This window comes from Kribbella kalugense (assembly GCF_004365875.1).
Classification (GTDB): Bacteria; Actinomycetota; Actinomycetes; order Propionibacteriales; family Kribbellaceae; genus Kribbella; species Kribbella kalugense.
The window spans coordinates 279,189-296,889 of record NZ_SODF01000002.1 but is presented as its reverse complement, the minus strand read 5'-3'; the positions used below and the strand labels follow the sequence as shown (position 1 = coordinate 296,889).

19 protein-coding genes are annotated in these 17,701 nt (G+C 68.1%); 6 read left to right on the top strand and 13 right to left on the bottom strand.

Going from position 1 to position 17,701, the window contains the following annotated elements; all coding sequences use genetic code 11:
- Nucleotides 1-29: 29 nt before the first annotated feature.
- From EV650_RS19050 to rarD, 4 genes are read right to left on the bottom strand one after another with little or no spacing between them, the layout of a single operon-like run.
- Nucleotides 30-1,544, bottom strand: a complete 1,515-nt coding sequence (locus tag EV650_RS19050) for a phospholipase D-like domain-containing protein (RefSeq protein ID WP_134120394.1) — start codon at nucleotides 1,542-1,544, stop codon at nucleotides 30-32.
- Nucleotides 1,541-2,032 (bottom strand): cupin domain-containing protein, encoded by a 492-nt coding sequence (locus EV650_RS19045; RefSeq protein ID WP_134120393.1) that lies wholly within the window; start codon nucleotides 2,030-2,032, stop codon nucleotides 1,541-1,543. The genes EV650_RS19050 and EV650_RS19045 overlap by 4 nt, the downstream gene beginning before the upstream one ends.
- A 37-nt stretch (nucleotides 2,033-2,069) precedes the next feature.
- The gene (locus EV650_RS19040) at nucleotides 2,070-2,552 is read right to left on the bottom strand and encodes an RrF2 family transcriptional regulator (protein WP_202874761.1); all 483 of its coding nucleotides are present in this window, start codon (nucleotides 2,550-2,552) and stop codon (nucleotides 2,070-2,072) included.
- Between the two features lie 42 nt (nucleotides 2,553-2,594).
- Nucleotides 2,595-3,512 carry an EamA family transporter RarD gene (gene rarD, locus EV650_RS19035; RefSeq protein ID WP_134120392.1) on the bottom strand — a complete coding sequence of 306 codons (918 nt, stop codon included), beginning with the start codon at nucleotides 3,510-3,512 and terminating at the stop codon, nucleotides 2,595-2,597.
- 117 nt (nucleotides 3,513-3,629) lie between these two features.
- On the opposite strand from rarD, the gene EV650_RS19030 reads away from it, so the two are divergent.
- A complete protein-coding gene (locus EV650_RS19030) occupies nucleotides 3,630-4,220 on the top strand; it encodes a hypothetical protein (protein ID WP_134120391.1) in 591 nt (196 codons plus the stop codon).
- 64 nt (nucleotides 4,221-4,284) lie between these two features.
- Entirely contained in the window at nucleotides 4,285-5,037 is a 753-nt protein-coding gene (locus tag EV650_RS19025; protein ID WP_134120390.1) for a sugar phosphate isomerase/epimerase family protein, read from the top strand.
- Here EV650_RS19025 and EV650_RS19020 read toward each other — a convergent pair.
- From EV650_RS19020 to EV650_RS18980, 9 genes are all read right to left on the bottom strand, one after another.
- A complete protein-coding gene (locus EV650_RS19020) occupies nucleotides 5,034-6,449 on the bottom strand; it encodes a hypothetical protein (RefSeq protein ID WP_134120389.1) in 1,416 nt (471 codons plus the stop codon). The two genes, EV650_RS19025 and EV650_RS19020, sit on opposite strands and share 4 nt — an antisense overlap.
- Nucleotides 6,446-6,988: a SigE family RNA polymerase sigma factor gene (locus tag EV650_RS19015; protein WP_369409957.1), complete on the bottom strand. Its 543-nt coding sequence runs from the start codon at nucleotides 6,986-6,988 to the stop codon at nucleotides 6,446-6,448. The genes EV650_RS19020 and EV650_RS19015 overlap by 4 nt, the downstream gene beginning before the upstream one ends.
- 65 nt (nucleotides 6,989-7,053) lie before the next feature.
- Nucleotides 7,054-8,886, bottom strand: coding sequence for an HAD-IB family phosphatase (locus EV650_RS19010; protein WP_134120388.1), 1,833 nt, complete (start codon nucleotides 8,884-8,886; stop codon nucleotides 7,054-7,056).
- A 4-nt stretch (nucleotides 8,887-8,890) separates the two neighbouring features.
- Nucleotides 8,891-9,529, bottom strand: coding sequence for a hypothetical protein (locus EV650_RS19005; RefSeq protein WP_134120387.1), 639 nt, complete (start codon nucleotides 9,527-9,529; stop codon nucleotides 8,891-8,893).
- A 91-nt stretch (nucleotides 9,530-9,620) separates the two neighbouring features.
- A complete protein-coding gene (locus tag EV650_RS19000) occupies nucleotides 9,621-10,001 on the bottom strand; it encodes a PIN domain-containing protein (protein ID WP_134120386.1) in 381 nt (126 codons plus the stop codon).
- On the bottom strand, nucleotides 9,998-10,249 hold the full coding sequence (locus EV650_RS18995; protein WP_134120385.1) for a type II toxin-antitoxin system Phd/YefM family antitoxin: 252 nt from the start codon (nucleotides 10,247-10,249) through the stop codon (nucleotides 9,998-10,000). The genes EV650_RS19000 and EV650_RS18995 overlap by 4 nt, the downstream gene beginning before the upstream one ends.
- 40 nt (nucleotides 10,250-10,289) lie before the next feature.
- Nucleotides 10,290-11,537 (bottom strand): DUF445 domain-containing protein, encoded by a 1,248-nt coding sequence (locus EV650_RS18990; protein ID WP_134120384.1) that lies wholly within the window; start codon nucleotides 11,535-11,537, stop codon nucleotides 10,290-10,292.
- A 47-nt stretch (nucleotides 11,538-11,584) separates the two neighbouring features.
- Nucleotides 11,585-12,793 carry an MFS transporter gene (locus EV650_RS18985; protein ID WP_238174320.1) on the bottom strand — a complete coding sequence of 403 codons (1,209 nt, stop codon included), beginning with the start codon at nucleotides 12,791-12,793 and terminating at the stop codon, nucleotides 11,585-11,587.
- Nucleotides 12,771-13,769 (bottom strand): hypothetical protein, encoded by a 999-nt coding sequence (locus EV650_RS18980; RefSeq protein ID WP_166678219.1) that lies wholly within the window; start codon nucleotides 13,767-13,769, stop codon nucleotides 12,771-12,773. Before EV650_RS18980 ends, EV650_RS18985 begins: the two co-directional genes overlap by 23 nt.
- Nucleotides 13,770-13,932: 163 nt before the next feature.
- Between EV650_RS18980 and EV650_RS18975 the strand changes: the two genes are divergently transcribed.
- The 4 genes from EV650_RS18975 to EV650_RS18960 are packed head-to-tail and all read left to right on the top strand — an operon-like array spanning nucleotide 13,933 to nucleotide 17,662.
- Complete coding sequence (locus EV650_RS18975) at nucleotides 13,933-14,508, top strand: TetR/AcrR family transcriptional regulator (RefSeq protein ID WP_166678218.1); 576 nt, start codon at nucleotides 13,933-13,935, stop codon at nucleotides 14,506-14,508.
- Nucleotides 14,492-16,027: a nitrilase-related carbon-nitrogen hydrolase gene (locus EV650_RS41080; protein WP_134120381.1), complete on the top strand. Its 1,536-nt coding sequence runs from the start codon at nucleotides 14,492-14,494 to the stop codon at nucleotides 16,025-16,027. Before EV650_RS18975 ends, EV650_RS41080 begins: the two co-directional genes overlap by 17 nt.
- Entirely contained in the window at nucleotides 15,999-17,021 is a 1,023-nt protein-coding gene (locus tag EV650_RS18965; RefSeq protein WP_238174319.1) for an alpha-hydroxy-acid oxidizing protein, read from the top strand. Before EV650_RS41080 ends, EV650_RS18965 begins: the two co-directional genes overlap by 29 nt.
- Nucleotides 17,018-17,662, top strand: a complete 645-nt coding sequence (locus EV650_RS18960) for an HAD family hydrolase (protein WP_134120379.1) — start codon at nucleotides 17,018-17,020, stop codon at nucleotides 17,660-17,662. Before EV650_RS18965 ends, EV650_RS18960 begins: the two co-directional genes overlap by 4 nt.
- Nucleotides 17,663-17,701 lie beyond the last annotated feature (39 nt).

Below are 17,701 nucleotides of genomic sequence, written 5' to 3'. Positions count from 1 at the left end.
TGACATGCCGTGTCAGACCTCACACACTGCTAGAACGTGTTCTGGCGGCGGGCGGTGCGGGGGCGGCCGTCGGGGTCGTAGAGGTGGCGGGAGAGCCAGCCGGCCCAGAGGGACTCGAACCGGCTGAGGGGCTGGGGGCGGTGCGCGCGGATCCGGCCGACGGGTCGTGGCCCTTGGCAACCATCGGCGTACCAGTCGTCGAGTACCGCGGCCCTTGTCTTCCACTGGTCGAAGCCGGTGCGTGGGTCGAGGTCGGGCGACGCGGTACCGAGATGCTCGGACCAGAGTTGGCGCCGGAGTGAGCCGGCGAGCTCGGGTGAGTCCATCGCGCAGGTCAGTTCGCTGTCGTTGGTCCATGACCTGCGGTTGAAGTTGTCCGATCCGCAGGTCATCCAGGCGTCGTCGACGATGCACACCTTTGCGTGCACGTAGATGGGTACGCCGTCCTCGTTCTCCAGGTCGTAGACCGCGACCCGATCGGAGTCCAGTCGCCGGAGCGCGTCGAGTTGTGCGTGCCGGGACGGCGGTCCGCTGAGCCGGCCGTCGTGGTCCGGATACCGCGGTACCACGGCGACGATCCTCAGGTCCGGCGATCGGTCCAGCGCCTCTTGCAGCTTGTCGGCGACCAGATCGAGCCAGAGGTACTGGTCCTCCACGTAGATGAGCGACTTCGCTTTCGCGAAAGCTTTCAGATAGCCCCGGGCGATGCTGTGCTCACCGCGCGGAGCAAACGGGAATCCCGGGTGCTTGTGCGCGTAAGTCCGCAGTACCTGGACGGCATGCGGTCCGGCCGGCGGTGGATCCGGGAACGCCTCCGGCAGGTCGCCCGTGTGCCGCGGCATCCGGGCCCGCCGCTGCACCAGCATCCGGTACGGCGTTCGCCGGTCGAGCGGATGCGGATCGTCCCAACGCTCGACGAAGGTCCGGAGCAGATCCCCGACCATGGGGCCGTGGATCTCGAGCATCAGGTCGTGCCACGGTGCCGAGGAGCCGTACCGCGGATCCATCGGCGCGGCCTGTGGATCGCCCAAGTGGCGTTCGTCGTCGCGCCGGCCGTGGCACAGGTCAATGCCGCCGACGAAGGCAACGTCGGCTGCGGGATCGTCGCGGTGCCTGATCACGAAGAGCTTCTGGTGATGGGAGGCGAGTCGGCGTACCCGTTGGTCCAGCAGGACCTCGGCGCCGGCTTCGTTCAGCTCGGTGCCGAAGCGCTGGTTCTCCTGGGCGTTGAAGCTGAGGTGGTCGGAGTGCGAGCGCCACAGCAGCGCGCGGACCTCCACTCCGGAGCGGGCGAGATCGCAGAGCACCTCACCGATCGTCGGGCCGTCGTCGTACAGCACCTCGTCCTGATCGCCGCACCAGTCGGTGAAACAGACCCGATCGCCCGGCCGCAGTTTGCACAGTTCGTCGTACAAGCGCTTGAAGTACGTCGCACCGTGCACCAGCGGCCGGACGAGGTTCCCCTCGGTCCAGGCGCCGTCGGAGTCGATGTCAGTTGCCGGATTGCCCCGCTCGGCCGGCGTCAGGAACCACTCGTGTGTCACCTACTCCAGGTGCCCTGATCGCGCCCCTGCCAAGCGGAGCTTTCGGTGTAGTGGTTGTCATAGAGGTCGCTGGTCTTGGCTACCTCGGCCCAGTCGGTGTCGCCGCGGTAGGCGCCTTCGAGGAGGCGGTAGTAGCCGAATCGGGGCTTCGCCTGGGTCAAGACGAAGAGGACCTCGGCCGGCTCGTCCCCAGCGGCCTCGAACGCGTGCGGGGTGTTCGGCGGGACCAGGAGGAAGTCGCCCTGCTCGAGGGTGACGAGATCTTCACCGGTGAGGACGCGGAGCGATCCCTTCAGGACGAAGAACAGTTCGGCCGCCTCGCGGTGCAGGTGCGGGGGAGCGCCTTCCTTGCCTGGCTGGAAGATCGAGCGGTGGCTGGTCAGGTGCCCGTTGGTGTCGGGTACGTCGGCCAGCAAGGTCACACCGCTCGCGGACAGGGTCTCGGCCTCGGTCGCGCGGACGAGGACGGTTTTCTGGACATTTGACATCTTGAATTAGCTCCTGGGTTGATGAAGTCTGGATGGGTCAGGACTTCAGGTTGGCGAAGTGGTTGCGGGTGTTCTCGGGTGCGTCGGGCGACTGGCTCACGACCCGCTCGGCGATGTCCGCGATGCTCTGGCCGGCCAGTTCGCGCCGGTAGGCCAGCTCCGCGGTTCGCATCGCGTGCGAGATCAGACAGGCCTTCGTGTAGTCGGCCTTCTGGTCGGCGCCCGGTCCGGCCTTGAGGATCTCCGTACACCGGAAGGCCTCGTCCGGCCCGTCGATCGCGACGACGATGTCGAGCAAGCTGATGTTGCGCGGGTCGCGGGCCAACTGGAAGCCGCCCTTGGGTCCCGAGACCGAGGTGAGAATGCCGGCCCGGGCGAGTGCCTGAAGCTGCTTGTTCAGGTACGCCGTAGGCAGTTCGTAGAAGGCTGCGAGTCGTTTGGCGGTGACCGCCTCACCGGGTGCCCAGCTGAGATTCACGCAGCTGTGCATCGCCCACTCGACGCCCTCGTTCATCTTCATAACCTGGATACTAAATGTCCTGAATACCCCAGGTCAAGGCGGTTACACGGCGGAGGCGGTGACTGCGGCGCGTTCCAGGGCGATGTTTTGGCGGCGGCGGTTCATGCTGTCCCAGGTGAAGATCACGAGGGCCAGCCAGACCAGGCCGAAGCCGGCCCAGCGCATCGGCGACATTGCCTCGTGGAACACCAGGACACCGACGATGAACTGCATGATCGGGGCGATGTAGTTCAGCAGTCCCAGGGTCGTCATCGAGACCCGGGTCGCGGCGGCGCCGAACAGCAGCAGCGGTACGGCGGTGATCGGCCCGGTCAGCAGCACCAGCACGAGGTAAAGGGTGCCGTGGTGCGTCACGGTCGAGTTGCCCTGCAGTCCGAGTACGACGATTGCAGCGAGCGCGAGCGGGGCGACGGTGCCGGACTCGACCGCCATGCCCTCGATCGCCCCGGCGCCGGCCTGCTTCTTCGCCAGCCCGTAGAGCCCGAACGAGAACGTCAGGATGATCGCCACCCACGGCGGCCGCCCGTTCTCGATCGCCAGCCCGACCACCGCCACGAACGCGATCGCCAGCGCGATCCACTGCGCCGTACTCAGCTGTTCCTTCAGCACGAAGACGCCGAGCAGCACCGTGAACAGCGGAGTGATGAAGTACCCCAGCGAGGTCTCCACGACGTGACCGTGGTTCACGGCCCAGATGTAGGTACCCCAGTTCGCCGAGATCAGGAAGGCGGCGGCGACCAACGGCCAGCGCCGGCGGGGCTCCCGCAACAACGCCTTCACCTGGCCGAACTTCCGCAGTACGACGACCAGGATCACGATCGTCACCAGCGACCAGAGGATCCGGTGGGCGAGCACCTCGACCGCACCGGACTGGTCCAGGAGCTTCCAGTACAGCGGGAACAGACCCCAGATCAGGTACGCACTGAACCCATAGATGAACCCTCTTCGCTGTTCCGGCACGGCGTCAGCGTAAGCCCCCATGACAGCCGCATCCAACACCTTTGCTCATGACGTGAGACGGCCCTCCCGCCTGGATACGCTGTGCCGCAGCCTGACCACGACCCCAGGAGGATTCGGATGGCGCAGTCCCGCGGCAAACTCATCGACGAGCTGACCGACAACATCACCGGTACGGCGCTCGCATCGGTCAATCTCTCGGCGGAGGATCGCGTGCTTGCCAGGCACCGCGTTCGGGACGCGATCGCGGCTGAGGCCACGGGGGCGCACAGAGATGTGGTCGCGGCTGCTCGCGGTGACGAAGACAGTCAGTTCAGCGCCTACCTGACCGGCGCCCGGCAGCTCCAGCAGTACCGGGGCGAGCCTGAGGCCGATGCCTCTCCGGCTCGAAAGCTGGCAGCGGAGCTGGTTGCCGCCGACAGTCTGACGAGCGGCCTTCCCAAGGAGACGATCCCGCACGCGGAGGACTACATCGCGCACGCGATTACTTTTGCCGCGGAGGCGGAGGCGCGGAAGACGGCCGGTGGGCCGTCGCAGGCGCCTGCTGCTGCCGCCCTCGGTGCGGCGGCTGGTCCGGCTGGTCCGGGAGCTGCTCAGGCGGTTCCGCCGGCTGCTGCGGTCGTCGCTCCGCCCGTCGCCGCGGTCAAGGCCGGGCCGAGGGTACCCAACGAACTACGGGGACAGCGCAACGGGGGATCGTCCATCGGGTGATCCAGGGCGGGGGACGGGTTGGTGTGATGCGGTTGGATGGAGGTGTGGACACGAGGAGGCACGCGTGGGTGTGAGGACCGGTCTGGTCTCGGTGACGTTCCGCCAGTTGCCGGTCGACGAGGTGGTGGAGTTGGCGGCGAAGTCGGGGCTCGCGGCGATCGAGTGGGGTGGGGACGTGCATGTCCCGCTCGGCAACCTGGTCACCGCCAAGCGCGTGCGGAATCTGACCGAGGTGCACGGCCTGCAAGTCGCGGCGTACGGCTCATACCTTCGGGCCGGCAACGTCGACCGGGAGGAGATGCGTTCCGCGGTCGCCACCGCCGCGGCGCTCGGCGCACCCCGGATCCGGGTCTGGGCCGGCAACGTCGGTACGGCGGAAGCCGGTGTCGGAGACCGGATGGCGGTGACCCGTGGGCTGGGTGAGCTGGCCGATATGGCCGCCGGTGCGGGGATCGAGATCGCGATGGAGTTCCACCGGAACACGCTGACCGACGAGGTCGACTCGACGATCACGCTGCTGCTCGACATCGGCGCGCCGAACCTGAAGACGTACTGGCAGCCGCCGGTCGATCTCGACGACGCCCAGTGCCTGCAGCAGCTCGAGTCGCTGATGCCGTGGCTGAGCACGGTCCACGTGTTCTCCTGGTGGCCGTCGAACAACCGGCTGCCGCTGGCGGCCCGCGAGTCGCTGTGGCGCCCGGTCCTCGAGCGCCTCGCCGCCGAGCCCCGCGAGATCAATGCCCTGCTGGAGTTCGTGGCCGACGACTCCCCGGAGCAGTTCACCAAGGACGCCGCCGACCTCCACAGCTGGGTCTAAACCGGCACGTAGATCGCCAGAATCAGCGTCCCCTTGGTGGGCTTGTCGCCGGAGATCGTCATCGTGGCCCGGTCCGCCGGACCGGCGCCGTGCGGGTCCCAGCCGACGCCGAGGCCGTCAGCCGACGCCACGTTGCGGCCGGTCTCGCTCTTCCCGACCGACAGACCGGCCTCGAAGTGGCCGGTGCCGATCGTCGAGCCGCCGTACGCGATCACGTACGGCTTGTCTGCCGGGGTGTCGATCGAGACGTGTCCGGCCGGGCCGGGCGCGGTCTTCAGGTCGGCCAGCTTGTAGACGTACCCGGACACCTCGGTCTGCTCCGGGAGCGAGACCCCGTCGACCATCTGCTGATCGCCCTCGAAGTAGATGCCCATACCCAACCGGGCATCCGGCGGCACGGCCGGGCCGTTCTTCTGCGACGGGACGATCTGCGCGACCACGTCGACGCGCTGCCCGGCCGGAACCGGTGACTTGATGGTGATGCTGCTGCCGGTCCCGGCGTCGGTCGAGTAGGCGCCGCAGGTCGAGAGGAACGGCTCTCCCGGGCCGACTCGCATCGACACCGAGTACGGCAAGGTGGTGTCCGAGCCGGAGTTCGCCGTACAGAAGTCGCGCAGGATCAGGCGGTTGCCGGTCGCGGTGAAGCTGAACCGCACCTCGGTCCGGCCCGGGTCGGCGACCTTCGCGCCGGCCAGGATGTCGCCGCCGATCTTCGACCGGTAGACCACGCCGTCCTTGGTGTAGGCGTCCGCGTCCGCCGGGACCATTCGGGTCGGTACGCCGTTGGCCGTCGGGTTCGCGTTGGTGGAGTAGATGCCGAACCAGATCCGGGCGTTCGTCCCGGCCGGGCGGCGGGTCCGCAGGTCGATCAGTTCGGCCGTGACCTTGGCCGGTTTGCCGACCGGGGACGACAGCCAGAACGGGGAGTCCGGCCGGAGCAGGACGCCGAAGTCCATCGACCAGGCCTCCGGTTCGGCGCCGCAACCGGCATCCCCGACGTACCAGCCGTTGATCTTGAAGCGGACGCCGAGGATCCCGTCGTCGCCGCTGCAGTTGGCGTGGATGGTGATCGAGTCCGTGGCGGGGGTCCAGGAGAAGGACAGGTTGCGCTGGTTGCGGTCACCGATCCATGCCTTGAGCAACCTGTCGCTGCCGACCATGCCGGGCACCGTCAGCCCGTCCCGGGTGAAGTCCTGCGGCGGGTCGGCGGGCGGCGGCGGTGTCGAGCGCAGCGTCGGGACCAGGCCGGCCGCGATCGCGGCGAGCACCGCAACGACGCCGAGGGCGGTGAAGGTACGACGGCGACGGGTGCCACGGATCTTGTCCTTGACGCCCGGCAGCAGGTCGTTGGCGTGCTGATCGACGGAGGTGGCGTGGGTGGCGAGTTCGTCGCGCAGGTCTTGGAGGTTCATCGCGGGGGCTCCAGGTCTGCCGGAGTACTCGAAAGGGCTGGGTCGACGCGGAGCTTCGCGAGCGCCTTGGCGGTCTGGCTCTTGACGGTGCCGACCGTGCTGCCCATCAGACGGGCGGTCTCGGCTTCGCTGAGGTCCTCGTAGAAGCGCAGTACGACGACCGTGCGTTGACGGCGGGGGAGGCGGCCGATCGCGTCCCAGAGGTCGAGCTGGTCCTCGCCGTCCGGGGCGGGCGACTCGGGCAGTTCCTCGGTCGGGATCTCGCCGTTCCAGCGGCGGCGCCACCAGGAGGAGTACGTCGTCACCATGATCCGGCGTACGTACGGCTCCGGGTTGTCGATCCTGGCCCAGTGGAACCAGGCCTTCGCCAGCGCGGTCTGGACCAGGTCCTCGGCCAGCGCGTGGTCGCGGGTCAACAGGTAGGCGGTCCGCAGCAGGGTCTGCGAGCGGGCGGCGACGAACGCGTCGAAGCTCTCTACGCTCTCGCTGGGCTGCACTTTCGTCACCCCCGTCGTCACCACGCCGTCATCGATGCTCACATCCTGACGGACCACCCGGCGTGGCCGGATGGTTGCCTCGCCGCCGTGATCCAACCGCGCGGCGGTCAGCTGGCGCGTTCGGAGCCGTTGCGCCGGGAGCTGGTCGGGGTGGCGGCGTTGAGGCGCTCGGGTAGGGGCAGATGGGCGGCCCGGTTCAGGTAGCCCATATCGCTCAGGATCGTGTGGGATGCCGCCGCGGCCGCCGCTCCGGGCTGGTAACCGGCCGCGAAGCCGACCGCCTCGAACATGTCGACATCGTTGCTGCCGTCCCCGATCGCGACGGTCCGCTCGCGCGGGATCCCGAGCTCCTCATTCCACCCTCGGATCGCCGTAGCCTTCCCAGGCCCGTCGATCAGACCGCTGACCTCGCCCGTCAGCTTTCCGTCCTCGATCCCGAGCTTGCCCGCCGCGAACCGTTTGACCCCGAGACGCTCCGCCAGCGGCCCGACGATGGCGTCGAACCCGCCGCTCGCAATCGCCACCTCGTGCCCCGCCGCCTTCAGATCGCGGATCAGTTGCTCGGCACCTTCGCTCAGCTCGAGGGTCTCCGCGACGTGGCGGACCAGAGACGCGTCGACACCACGCAGTACGGCGATCTTGGCGCGGATCGACGTCTCGTAGTCCTCGGCGTGCACCGCGTTGACCTCGGGGAGCCTGCCCGCCAGCTCGGCCAACGTGTCCAAGGTGTCGTGCTTGCTCAGCGTCTTGTCGACGTCGAAGACGAACAGGTGCCGCTGCATCGGAACGATCGGCTCGTGCTGGCTCGGCGTCGTACCGGTCAGGGCAAGACTCATCGTCGACGCGACCTCGCTGCGGACCGACGGCCCCCACTGCCCGCGGGTCGGGTCCCACACGCCGTTGGAAGGGTCGGCGGCGCCGTCCAGGAAGGTGCCGATGGTGGTGGTCATGGACTCGAAGTCCGGGTAGTCCTGGAGTTGGGCGACGCGGCCCCGCAGCTGCCGGAATCCTTGGTCCCAGAGAATTTCGGTCTCGTCGTCGCGGGCCGGCGACTGCCCGTAGAAGCGGTACGGCTGCGGCGGTCCGCTGCGGCCGGCCTCGCGCCAGTGCCAGTTCTCCGCGAGCGCCTTCCGGAGCTTGTCGCCGTCCATCGGGCAGGTGCGCGCGATGTAGTACAGGTCCGCGATGTCCTTGAACCGTGGCGCGAGGATGCCGTCGCCGACACCGGGCTGGCAGGCGAGAGCCGCCATCTTGTCGGCCGCTAGGTCGACCACAGGCCGCAGCAGCGGCGTGATCGGCTTCAGACCTTCGAGTTGTACGCCGACGATCGACCGCCGCGCCCGCTCCGACTCGGTCGTCCGCTGGATCATGGTCGGCATCTTCACGTCGACCTCGATCGTGAAGGCGTCCCCGTCGGGCCGTAAGCCCAACGGGGACCGGCGGTCGTCGACCGGCTGTACGCCGATGGTGAAGACGGCATGTCCGCTGCCCGCGACCTTGATGTCGCGGGTCGTGTAGCGGACCAGCCCACCGAGGCCTACGCCGCCGTCGAGTGCATTCCGCCTGGCCGGAGCGGCAGCGAGCACGGCTGCGCGGACTCTGGCCACGTACTCGTCGTCCGGCAGATGGCCGAGCGCACCGTTGTAGATGTCGAGGTCGTTGGCCGTGCGCGCCAGCTCGTAGACGGGATCGATCTCGTGCGCCGAGTCCGTGGTGCCGGACCAGGCTTCGGCGTACGCCGGGAGCGGGTTGGAACCGGTGTTCTCCCAGTCGTCGCCGCCCTGGTTCAGCTGGCTGAGGAAGTCGCCGACGACCAGCTGACGCATCGCGCGGTTGGCCGAGAACCTCGGCGTACTGACCTCCTCGAGACGGTCCAGGAGCCGGCCCCAGGTGGGGAATGCGCCGCGGAACTGCTTCAGGTCGAGGTGGCCGTCGTACACGCGATCAGCCCTTCGAGGCGGCGTCGAGCGCGGACTCGAGCCAGGCCGGCCCGTCCTGGTCAGTGAACTGTTCGGTCAGCTCTTCGCCGAGCTGCTCGGCCGTCGTCCAGCCCTGGCTGATGAAGGACCGGGCCAGCCGGCCGAGGTCGGAGAGGTCGAGCCCTTGGCCGTCGGCGAGGTCGGCCAGCGTTCGGGCCGGTCCGGTGACCGGGAGGCCTTCGACCACGCCGCATTCGTCTTCCCGCGCCGAGCGTGGATACACGGTGACTTTGGCGGGGAGTGTGAGCCGGGCGCGGCCGGAGAACTCGATCCCGGTCGGGTTGGCCGTGCCAGCGCCGTACAGCAGTGCCGCGGATTGGTGCGACACGACGAGCGTGGTCAGCGACCGTTCCCACGCGGGGGTGGCGTCGGCGAGCAGCCAGGTCGCGTACAGCGTCGGATGCGGGTGACTCGCCCCGGCCCGGACCCGGATCACACCGTCGATGACAGGCTCGACGATCTCGGCGTCCTGCCACTGCGCGAGCACCTGCTCGGTCACCTCGCCGCGCAACTGCGCGATCGCCGCCAGCCCGTGCTGCCCCTCAGCCAGCGCACAAACCCGCGCGAACCCATCCAACATCCGCGACCGTGCAAACCCCTTCATACCAACCCCGCAGCCTCGATAGACGTCGCCCCAACCATCCTCCAAGCCCCACGGTTCACCCAGATGAACACCAGGTGACGGGCCGGCTGGTTCAGACTGCGATGATCTCGACAAGGTCTTGGAGGGCGCGGAAGTCCTTCGGGTTTCGGGTGTAGAGGGCGGCCTCGTGGGTCGCCGCCGTGGCTGCGATGACCAGGTCGAACGCGCGGGCTCGTGGCTGCCCGCCCGCTGCCGCGACCGTCGCCGCGAACGAGCCGTAGATCCGAGCGACCGCATCGGTCACCGGTAATGCGTCGAAGGCACGCTCGATCCCGGCCAGCCGGCGCAGGCGGCCGGCCCGGATCTCCGCGGACTTCGCGACGAGTACGCCGAAATGCAGCTCGGCGAGGCTGATGGTGCTGATCGCGAACTCCGCATCGACCGGTTCGCCCAAACCTTCGATCAGGACACTGGTGTCGAGCAGCGCCCTCATTCCCTCGGCTCCCAGGGATCGGTGAGGTTCTGATCGAGCAGCTCGCGATCGGTCGCCCACTCGTCATCGGTGCGCGGACGCAGTACGTCGGCAATCTCGTCGTACCGCCGCCAGTGGTCTCGCTCCGGTGGCCCGAGTACGGCGGCAGGGCGGCCGGAGACCGTGATCACCAGGTGCTCGCCGGCTTCCGCGCGGCGGACGAGATCACTTGCGTGCTGCCGCAGTTCTCGCAGTCCCAGTGCGTCCATACCCCCAACGGTAGCACATGTGCTACATGAACGAATCTGTTCACAGGACTTGGGTGAGGGTGTGGATGAGGAGGCCTACGAGGGCTCCTACTACGGTGCCGTTGATGCGGATGAATTGGAGGTCTCGGCCTACGTGGAGTTCGATGCGGGCGGCGGCTTCGCGGCCGTCCCAGCGTTCGATGGTGTCGGAGATGACCGAGACGATCTCGCGGCCGTAGGTACGGACGACGTAGCCGACGGCCTCTGACGCGCGGGTGTCGACGCGGTCGCGGAGGGATTCGTCCTCCTGGAAGCGCAGGCCCAGGTCCTGCAGGGCCTTGATCGCGCGGATCCGCAGGGCGCTGTCCGGGTCGTTGATGGCGCCGATCAGGGCCGTTCGCATCGCGTCCCAGACCGCGGTCAGGCTCGAACCCATGTCCGGATGGGTCAGCATCCGCGCCTTCCACGACTCGAAGCGTTCCATCGTCTCCGGGTCGTGCTGCAGATCGTCGGCGAGTTGCGCGAGCAGCCGGTCGACCGCCCGGCGCGCGGGGTGCGACTGGTTGTCCCGTACGTCGGCCAGCCAGGCCAGCGCCTCCCGGTGGATCCGGTCGATCACCATCCGGTCGACCCACTGCGGCGACCATCGCGGCGCCCGCGGCCCGACCACGTCGGCCAGCAGTTCGCGGTTGTCCGCCAGCCAGTCGTATGCCTCGACCAGCAGCAGGTCGAAGAGCGCGTGGTGCGCCCCGTCCTCCACCACCGACTGGACAAAATGCCCGGCGATCGGGCTCAACGGCTCCTTCACGAATCGCGGCAGCAGCGACCCCCGCACGAACGCGGCCACATCGTCGTCGCCGAGCTTCGGCAACGCGGCCCCGATCGTACGGGCGCCTTCCGCCACGATCCGCTCGGCGTGGTTGCCGTCGGCAAGCCACTCACCGACCCGACGGCTCACCTGGGCGGTGCGCATCTTCTCCGCCACGACTTCCTCGGACAGGAAGTTCTCGGTGACGAACTGCTCCAGGCTCTCGGCCAGGCTGTCCTTCCGGGTCGGCACGATCGCGGTGTGCGGGATCGGCAGCCCGAGCGGGCGCCGGAACAGCGCGGTCACGGCGAACCAGTCCGCCAGCGCACCCACCATCGCCGCCTCGGCCGCCGCGTTCAGGTACGCCCACCCGCCGCCGTGGTGCAGCGTCACCACGTAGATCACCGCGGCGAGCACCAGCAGCGCCAACGCCACTGACCGCATTCGCCGCAGTCCACGCCGCCGTACCAGATCGGCGGCGCCCAACGTCAAGGTCGCCATACCCCGATCTAACCAAGTCCCCGGTGAAGAGACCCTCAGACGCCCTCTCAGGCAAGCACCTGAGTCGACCCTCGACGTTCCATCAGACCGGAAATCAGCGCCAGGACCAGCCCGGCGATCGCGAGCCCGGCGCCGAGGCGGCTCGGCCATTCGTAGCCGTAGCCGGCCGCCAGTACGACGCCGCCGAGCCAGGCACCGAGTGCGTTGGCGATGTTCAACGTGGAGTGGTTCAGCGACGCGGCCAACGACTGGCCCTCGTGCGCGACGTCCATCAAGCGGGTCTGCAGCGCCGGCACGAGGATGCTCGCCGAGCACCCCATCGCAAAGACCGCGATCAGCGCTCCCGGTCGCGTCTGCGCCAGCCAGCCGAACGTCCCGAGTACGACGGCCACCGCGACCAGTCCGCCGTACACACTGCCCATCAGTGACCGGTCGGCGAGTCTTCCGCCGAGCACGGTCCCGACCGTCATGCCCACGCCGTACACCGCGAGCACGATCGTCACCGCGGACTCGGAGAAACCGGCGAGGTCCGTCATCGTCGGCGCGATGTAGGAGTACGTCGCGAACATCCCGCCGAAGCCCACCATCCCGACCAGCAGGGCCATCCACACCTGCGGTCGGGCCAGCGCGCTCAGCTCGCTCCGGACGTTCACATCACTGCCGACCGGCTGCGGCGGCACCCAGAACCACACCGCGACCAGCGTCAGCAAACCCAGCACTCCGACCGCGAGGAACGGCACCTGCCACCCGAGCCGCTGTCCGAGCAGAGTCGTCAGCGGTACGCCGATGATGTTCGCGACCGGGAGGCCGAGCATCGTCATCGACACCGCCCGGGCCCGTCGCTCGGGCGGCACCATCGAGGCTCCGACCACCGCGCCGATCCCGAAGAACGCTCCGTGCGGCAGCCCGGACAGGAACCGTGCGGCCAGCAGGAATTGGTAGCTCGAGGCAACTGATGACAGGACGTTGCCGACGACAAATACCGCCATCAGCCCGAGCAGCAGGCGTTTCCGCCCGGTCCGCGCACCCAGCGCCGCGATCACCGGAGCGCCGACCACGACACCGAGCGCGTACGCCGAGATGACATGGCCGGCCGTCGGGATCGAGATGTGCACGCCGTCCGCGATCTGTGGCAGCAGCCCCATCGTGACGAACTCGGTGGTCCCGATCGCGAAACCACCGGTCGCCAGCGCGAACAACGCCAGGTTCACGTGCCGCGCAGTACCGCGGGTGTCAGGAGTCACCGAACTTGTCACGCCTGATTGTCGCAGAGATCAGCAGGGCCACCGCGAGCAGGGCGAAGACCGCGTTCCCGACCAGGTCGACCGTGTGCGAGGCCGGGAAGACCGGCTCCTCGGGGAACGCGTGCCACGCGTAGGTCAGCAAGGTGCCGCCCGCCACCGCCATCGCGTGCTTCTGCGTCCAGCCGGTACGCCGCGAGTAGCGCACGAGGAGGACCGCCGCCACGACGTCGATCGCGAGCATCACGGCCGCGCCCAGCCAGCCGTTCTTCACCAGGTCGCTGGTCAGCATCCATCCCGAGCTCACCACCAGGCCCGCCACGGCGAACACCCAGGCCGACGGCACCGTGCCGGTCGTACGACGCGGCGTCCGCCGGCCGACCCGGGCAGCGATGACGATCAGGACGACGATCGCGATCGCGACGCCGGCGAACTGGGCCGGGGACGCGACGAACGAGTCCATCCCGAGCTGGATGGCGGTAGTGGCGACGATGCCGACTACGAACAGGGCGACGTACACACTCAGGCCGATCTTGCCGAGCCAGGGCTCGCGTGGCCGTCGGGACATCGATTCGACCAGCACGATCGGCACCGTGATGCTCCAGATCGTGTGCAGTCCGAGCACGAACACCGTCCACGGCGCGCCCATCCCCAGGAAGCCGATGTGCCCGGGGTCCAGGAGCCGCTGGTCGGCGTAGTTCGGGTTGAACAGCGACTGAGTGGTGATGCCCTCCTCGAGTACGCCGTACGCGAGCGCGAGGATCACCACGCTCGGGTAGCCCCAGCCGCGTCGCCGGACGACCTCCCGGATCAGTACGGCGCCACCGCCGTACAGCGGGGCCAGGCCGAGCAGGGCGAACAGCGCGCTGATCGGGATGTTTCCGAGCAGGAACTCCGCCACCAGCGGAGACAGGAAGAACAGCCCGAGGGCCGGCAGGCTCCGCTTCAGGCCGCTGTGTCGAGGCGCGGTCACCACAGTCGTGTTCGTCATGTCCACAACTCTCCTGGCCGCGGGGCGGTCGTACGGATGCGATCCGTCCGGATCCTGCGCTGACGGACGTACGGCCCCGGACCTGACGGATGTCATAGCTCAGGGTTCGACCAGGGTTATTCTGCCTATACGGCGTATAGGGAATGCGTCTTTAATGGTCGTCATGACGACGAAGGACCGGATTACCGCCGCGGCGACGTACCTGCTGACCGAGCACGGTGCGAGTGGGGTCTCGATGCGGAAGGTGGCGGCCGCGGTCGGCATCACGCCGATGGCGATCTACCAGTACTTCCCGGACCGCGAGACGTTGCTGAACGCGATCGCCGACGCCGCGTTCGTCGAGCTGGTGCGGCGCTGGGAGTCGGCGGAACGACCCGCCGCAGCGGATGCACGAATGCGGGAGATGCTGGTCGATCACGTCGACTTCGCGCTCGGGCAGCCCCGGCTCTACGACTACATGTTCACCGAACGGCGCGACCAGGCGCGGAGGTTCCCGGCGGACTTCCGGGCCCGCAAGTCGCCCACGCTCAACCTGGTCGCCGACGCGGTCACGGCCGGCGTCGAGCAGCACCTTTTCCGCGGCGACGACGACGTCTGGGAAACCAGCCTGCTGTTCGCCGCTCTCCTGCACGGCCTGATCCAGCTCTACCACGGCGACCGGATCGGCATGCCCGAGGCCGACTTCCGCGCTCTGTGCCTACGGCTGGGCGAAAGGATGATCAATGAACTACGTATCTAAGTGGGTGGCGCTTGCGGCGGCACTCGCTACCGGAGTCTTGTTGTACTTCGGTTCCGGCCTGCACGCGATACCCGCGCTGACCTGGCTCGCGCCCATCCCGGTCTTCTTCGTTGCGACTCGGCTCCGGCCGGGTGCGGCGGCGCTGACCGCCTTTATCGGTTGGCTTCTGGGGCTTTCCAACCTCGTGCGGTATCTGCTCAATGATCTCGAACTGCCGGTGATCGCACTGGCGTTCCTGCTGTTGCTGGCAGGCGTGTTTACGCTCACTGTGTTGCTCTTCAGAGGACTGGTTGTGCGCGGGCATCCAGTGATCGCGGCGTTCGCGGCGCCGGCCTTGTGGGCCGCGCTCGACTATCTGATCGCGACTGTCTCGCCGCATGGTGCTTTCACGAGCCTCGCGTACACACAGACGGAAGTTGCCCCGATCAACCAGATCGTGTCGCTGACCGGGCCGTGGGGACTGAGCTTCCTGTTGCTCCTCCCGGCCGCGGTACTTGCCGCGCGCAAGGTGATGCTCGTCGGCGTACTGGTCTTGGTTGCCGCTGGCACCTGCCTGTACGGCGTGGTCCGGCTGCACGGAACGCCGGAGAGTCAGCCGGTCAAGATCGCCGTACTGGCTGCCGAAGGGGCCGATGATGCAGGCTGGCCGAATGCGGCCGGACCAGCGATCCTGGACCGCTATCGCCCGATGATTACCGACGCCGCTCGAGCCGGCGCGAAGATCGTCCTGCTGCCGGAGAAGATCATCGACGTCAAGACGACCGCGCTGCCGCAACTCTCCCAGCAGTTCCAGACACTTGCCACCAGCAACAAGATCGAGCTCGTGGTCGGCCTCACCGTGCTCGGCGACGGTGATCACAACCGAGCCTTGATCTTCCACCCGGACGGTGCCGCGCCAACGGCGTACGACAAACACCACTTGATCCCTGGAATTGAGCCCTACACGCCGGGTGACCAGCTCGCGACGTACCACTCGTGGGGCTTGATGATCTGCAAGGACATGGACTTTCCGGCGCTTGGCCGCCAGTACGGCCAGCTCGACACATCTCTGTTGCTCGTGCCGGCGCTCGACTTCGAGAACGACGGCTGGTTGCACAGTCGGATGGCCCTGCTTCGCGGGATCGAGAACGGCATCCCGATCGCCCGGGCCGGCGCTCAGGGCCGCCTGACCTTGACCGACGCCAACGGTCGGATTGTCAAGGAAACCACGGGCCCTGCTCTCCTTGTCGGTGAGCTGCGGCCGGGCATCGACCGTACTCTCTACACCGCCTGGGGTGACTGGTTCGCGTGGCTGTGCGGCCTGGTGGCGCTGGCCGGGCTGGTGCGGTTGAGGTCGCGCGGTCGGCGTGAAAGCATCCGGCATGGCCAACTTCGGGGACTACCAGTTGCAGATCTACCTGCAGGGAATGTTGCAGGGGATAACGCCGGAGATCACCACCGACCTGGCCCGGCTGGAGTCGCAGGCGGCCGGGAAGCTCCCGGTGGAAGCGATGGGGTACATCGTTCCGAGCGCCGGTAGCGGGGCGACGGCGCGGGCGAACCAGGCGGCGTTCGACCGGTGGCGCCTGGCACCGCGGATGCTCCGGGGCAGCACCGAACGTGACCTGTCCTGCACGATCCTCGGTACGGCGATGCCCGCGCCGGTCATGGTCGCGCCGATCGGTGTGCAGACCCTCGCGCACCCGGACGGCGAGCTGGCCACGGCACGGGCCGCCGACACCCTCGGCCTGACCTACACGCACTCGACCCAGGCGAGCCACGCGATCGAGCAGATCGAGGCGAGCAACAAGTGGTTCCAGCTGTACTACCCGACCGACCGCGACGTCTGCCTCAGCTTCCTGGAACGCGCCAAGGCCGCGGGGTACGCCGTACTCGTCGTCACCCTGGACACCGGGACGATCGGCTGGCGGCCGGCCGACCTGGACCGCGGGTTCCTCCCGTTCCTGAAGGGGGAGGGGCTGGCGAACTACTTCAGCGACCCGGCCTTCCAGGCGAAGCTGGCCAAGCCGATCGCCGAGGATCCCGGCGCGGCGGTGATGCACTGGGCACAGATGTTCCCGAACGTCGGGTTGGCCTGGGACGACCTCTCGTTCCTGCGCGACAACTGGGACGGCCCGATCGTGCTCAAGGGCATCACCGCGGTCGAGGACGCAAAGGTCGCGGCCGAGCACGGGGTCGACGGGATCGTGGTCTCGAACCACGGCGGTCGCCAGGTCGACGGCGCGGTCGCCTCTCTGGATGCACTGCCCGCGATCGCCGATGCGGTCGGCGAGCAACTCACAGTCCTCTTCGACTCCGGCGTACGAACCGGCGCGGACGCAGCGAAGGCGCTGGCCCTTGGCGCGAAGGCGATTCTCCTCGGCCGCCCTCTGCTCTACGGCCTGGCGTTGGCAGGCCAGGCAGGCGTCGAGCATGTACTTCGCTGCTTCCTGGCCGAACTCGATCTGACGCTGGCGCTGTCCGGGTACGCGAACCATCGCGAGCTGAACCGCGACTCGGTGGTCCGCGCATGAAGGCGATCATCTTCGACCTCGACAACACCCTGTTCGACCACACCGCGTCGGCGACGTACGCAGTCCGCACGTGGGTTCCCGAGCTCGGCGGGATAGCGTCCGACGAGCTGGTAGCGCAATGGTTCGCGATCGAAGAGCGCGTCTACAACGCTTATCTGGCCAGGGAGCTCACCCACCAAGGCCAGCGCCGCGCTCGGCTGCGCGAGTTCCTGCCGCTGATCGATCACCCGGTCCCGCCGACCGACGCGGAGCTGGACGAGTTGTTCACCGGTTACCTCGGCCACTACCAGGGCAGCTGGACCGCGTTCCCGGATGCCCGCCCGGCGCTGGAAGTTGCCCACAGCAACGGATTGCGAATCGGCGTGCTCACCAACGGCAGCACGAAGCAGCAGAACGCGAAACTGGCGGCGATCGGCCTCGCTGACCTGGTCGACGTCGTCTGCACCTCGGAGTTCCTGGGCATCAGCAAACCCGCCCCCGAGACCTATCTGCGAACCTGCGAAGCCCTGGGCGCCGACCCCGCCGACGTGCTGATGATCGGGGACAACCTGGAGGTGGATGTGCTGGGGGCACAGCGTGCCGGGTTAGCGGCGCGCCACCTGAATCGCACCGTGGGACAGAGTCTGCTCAACTTCGTGTAATATTTGCGACAGAGATCGGATCCTCTGAAGTAGACACTA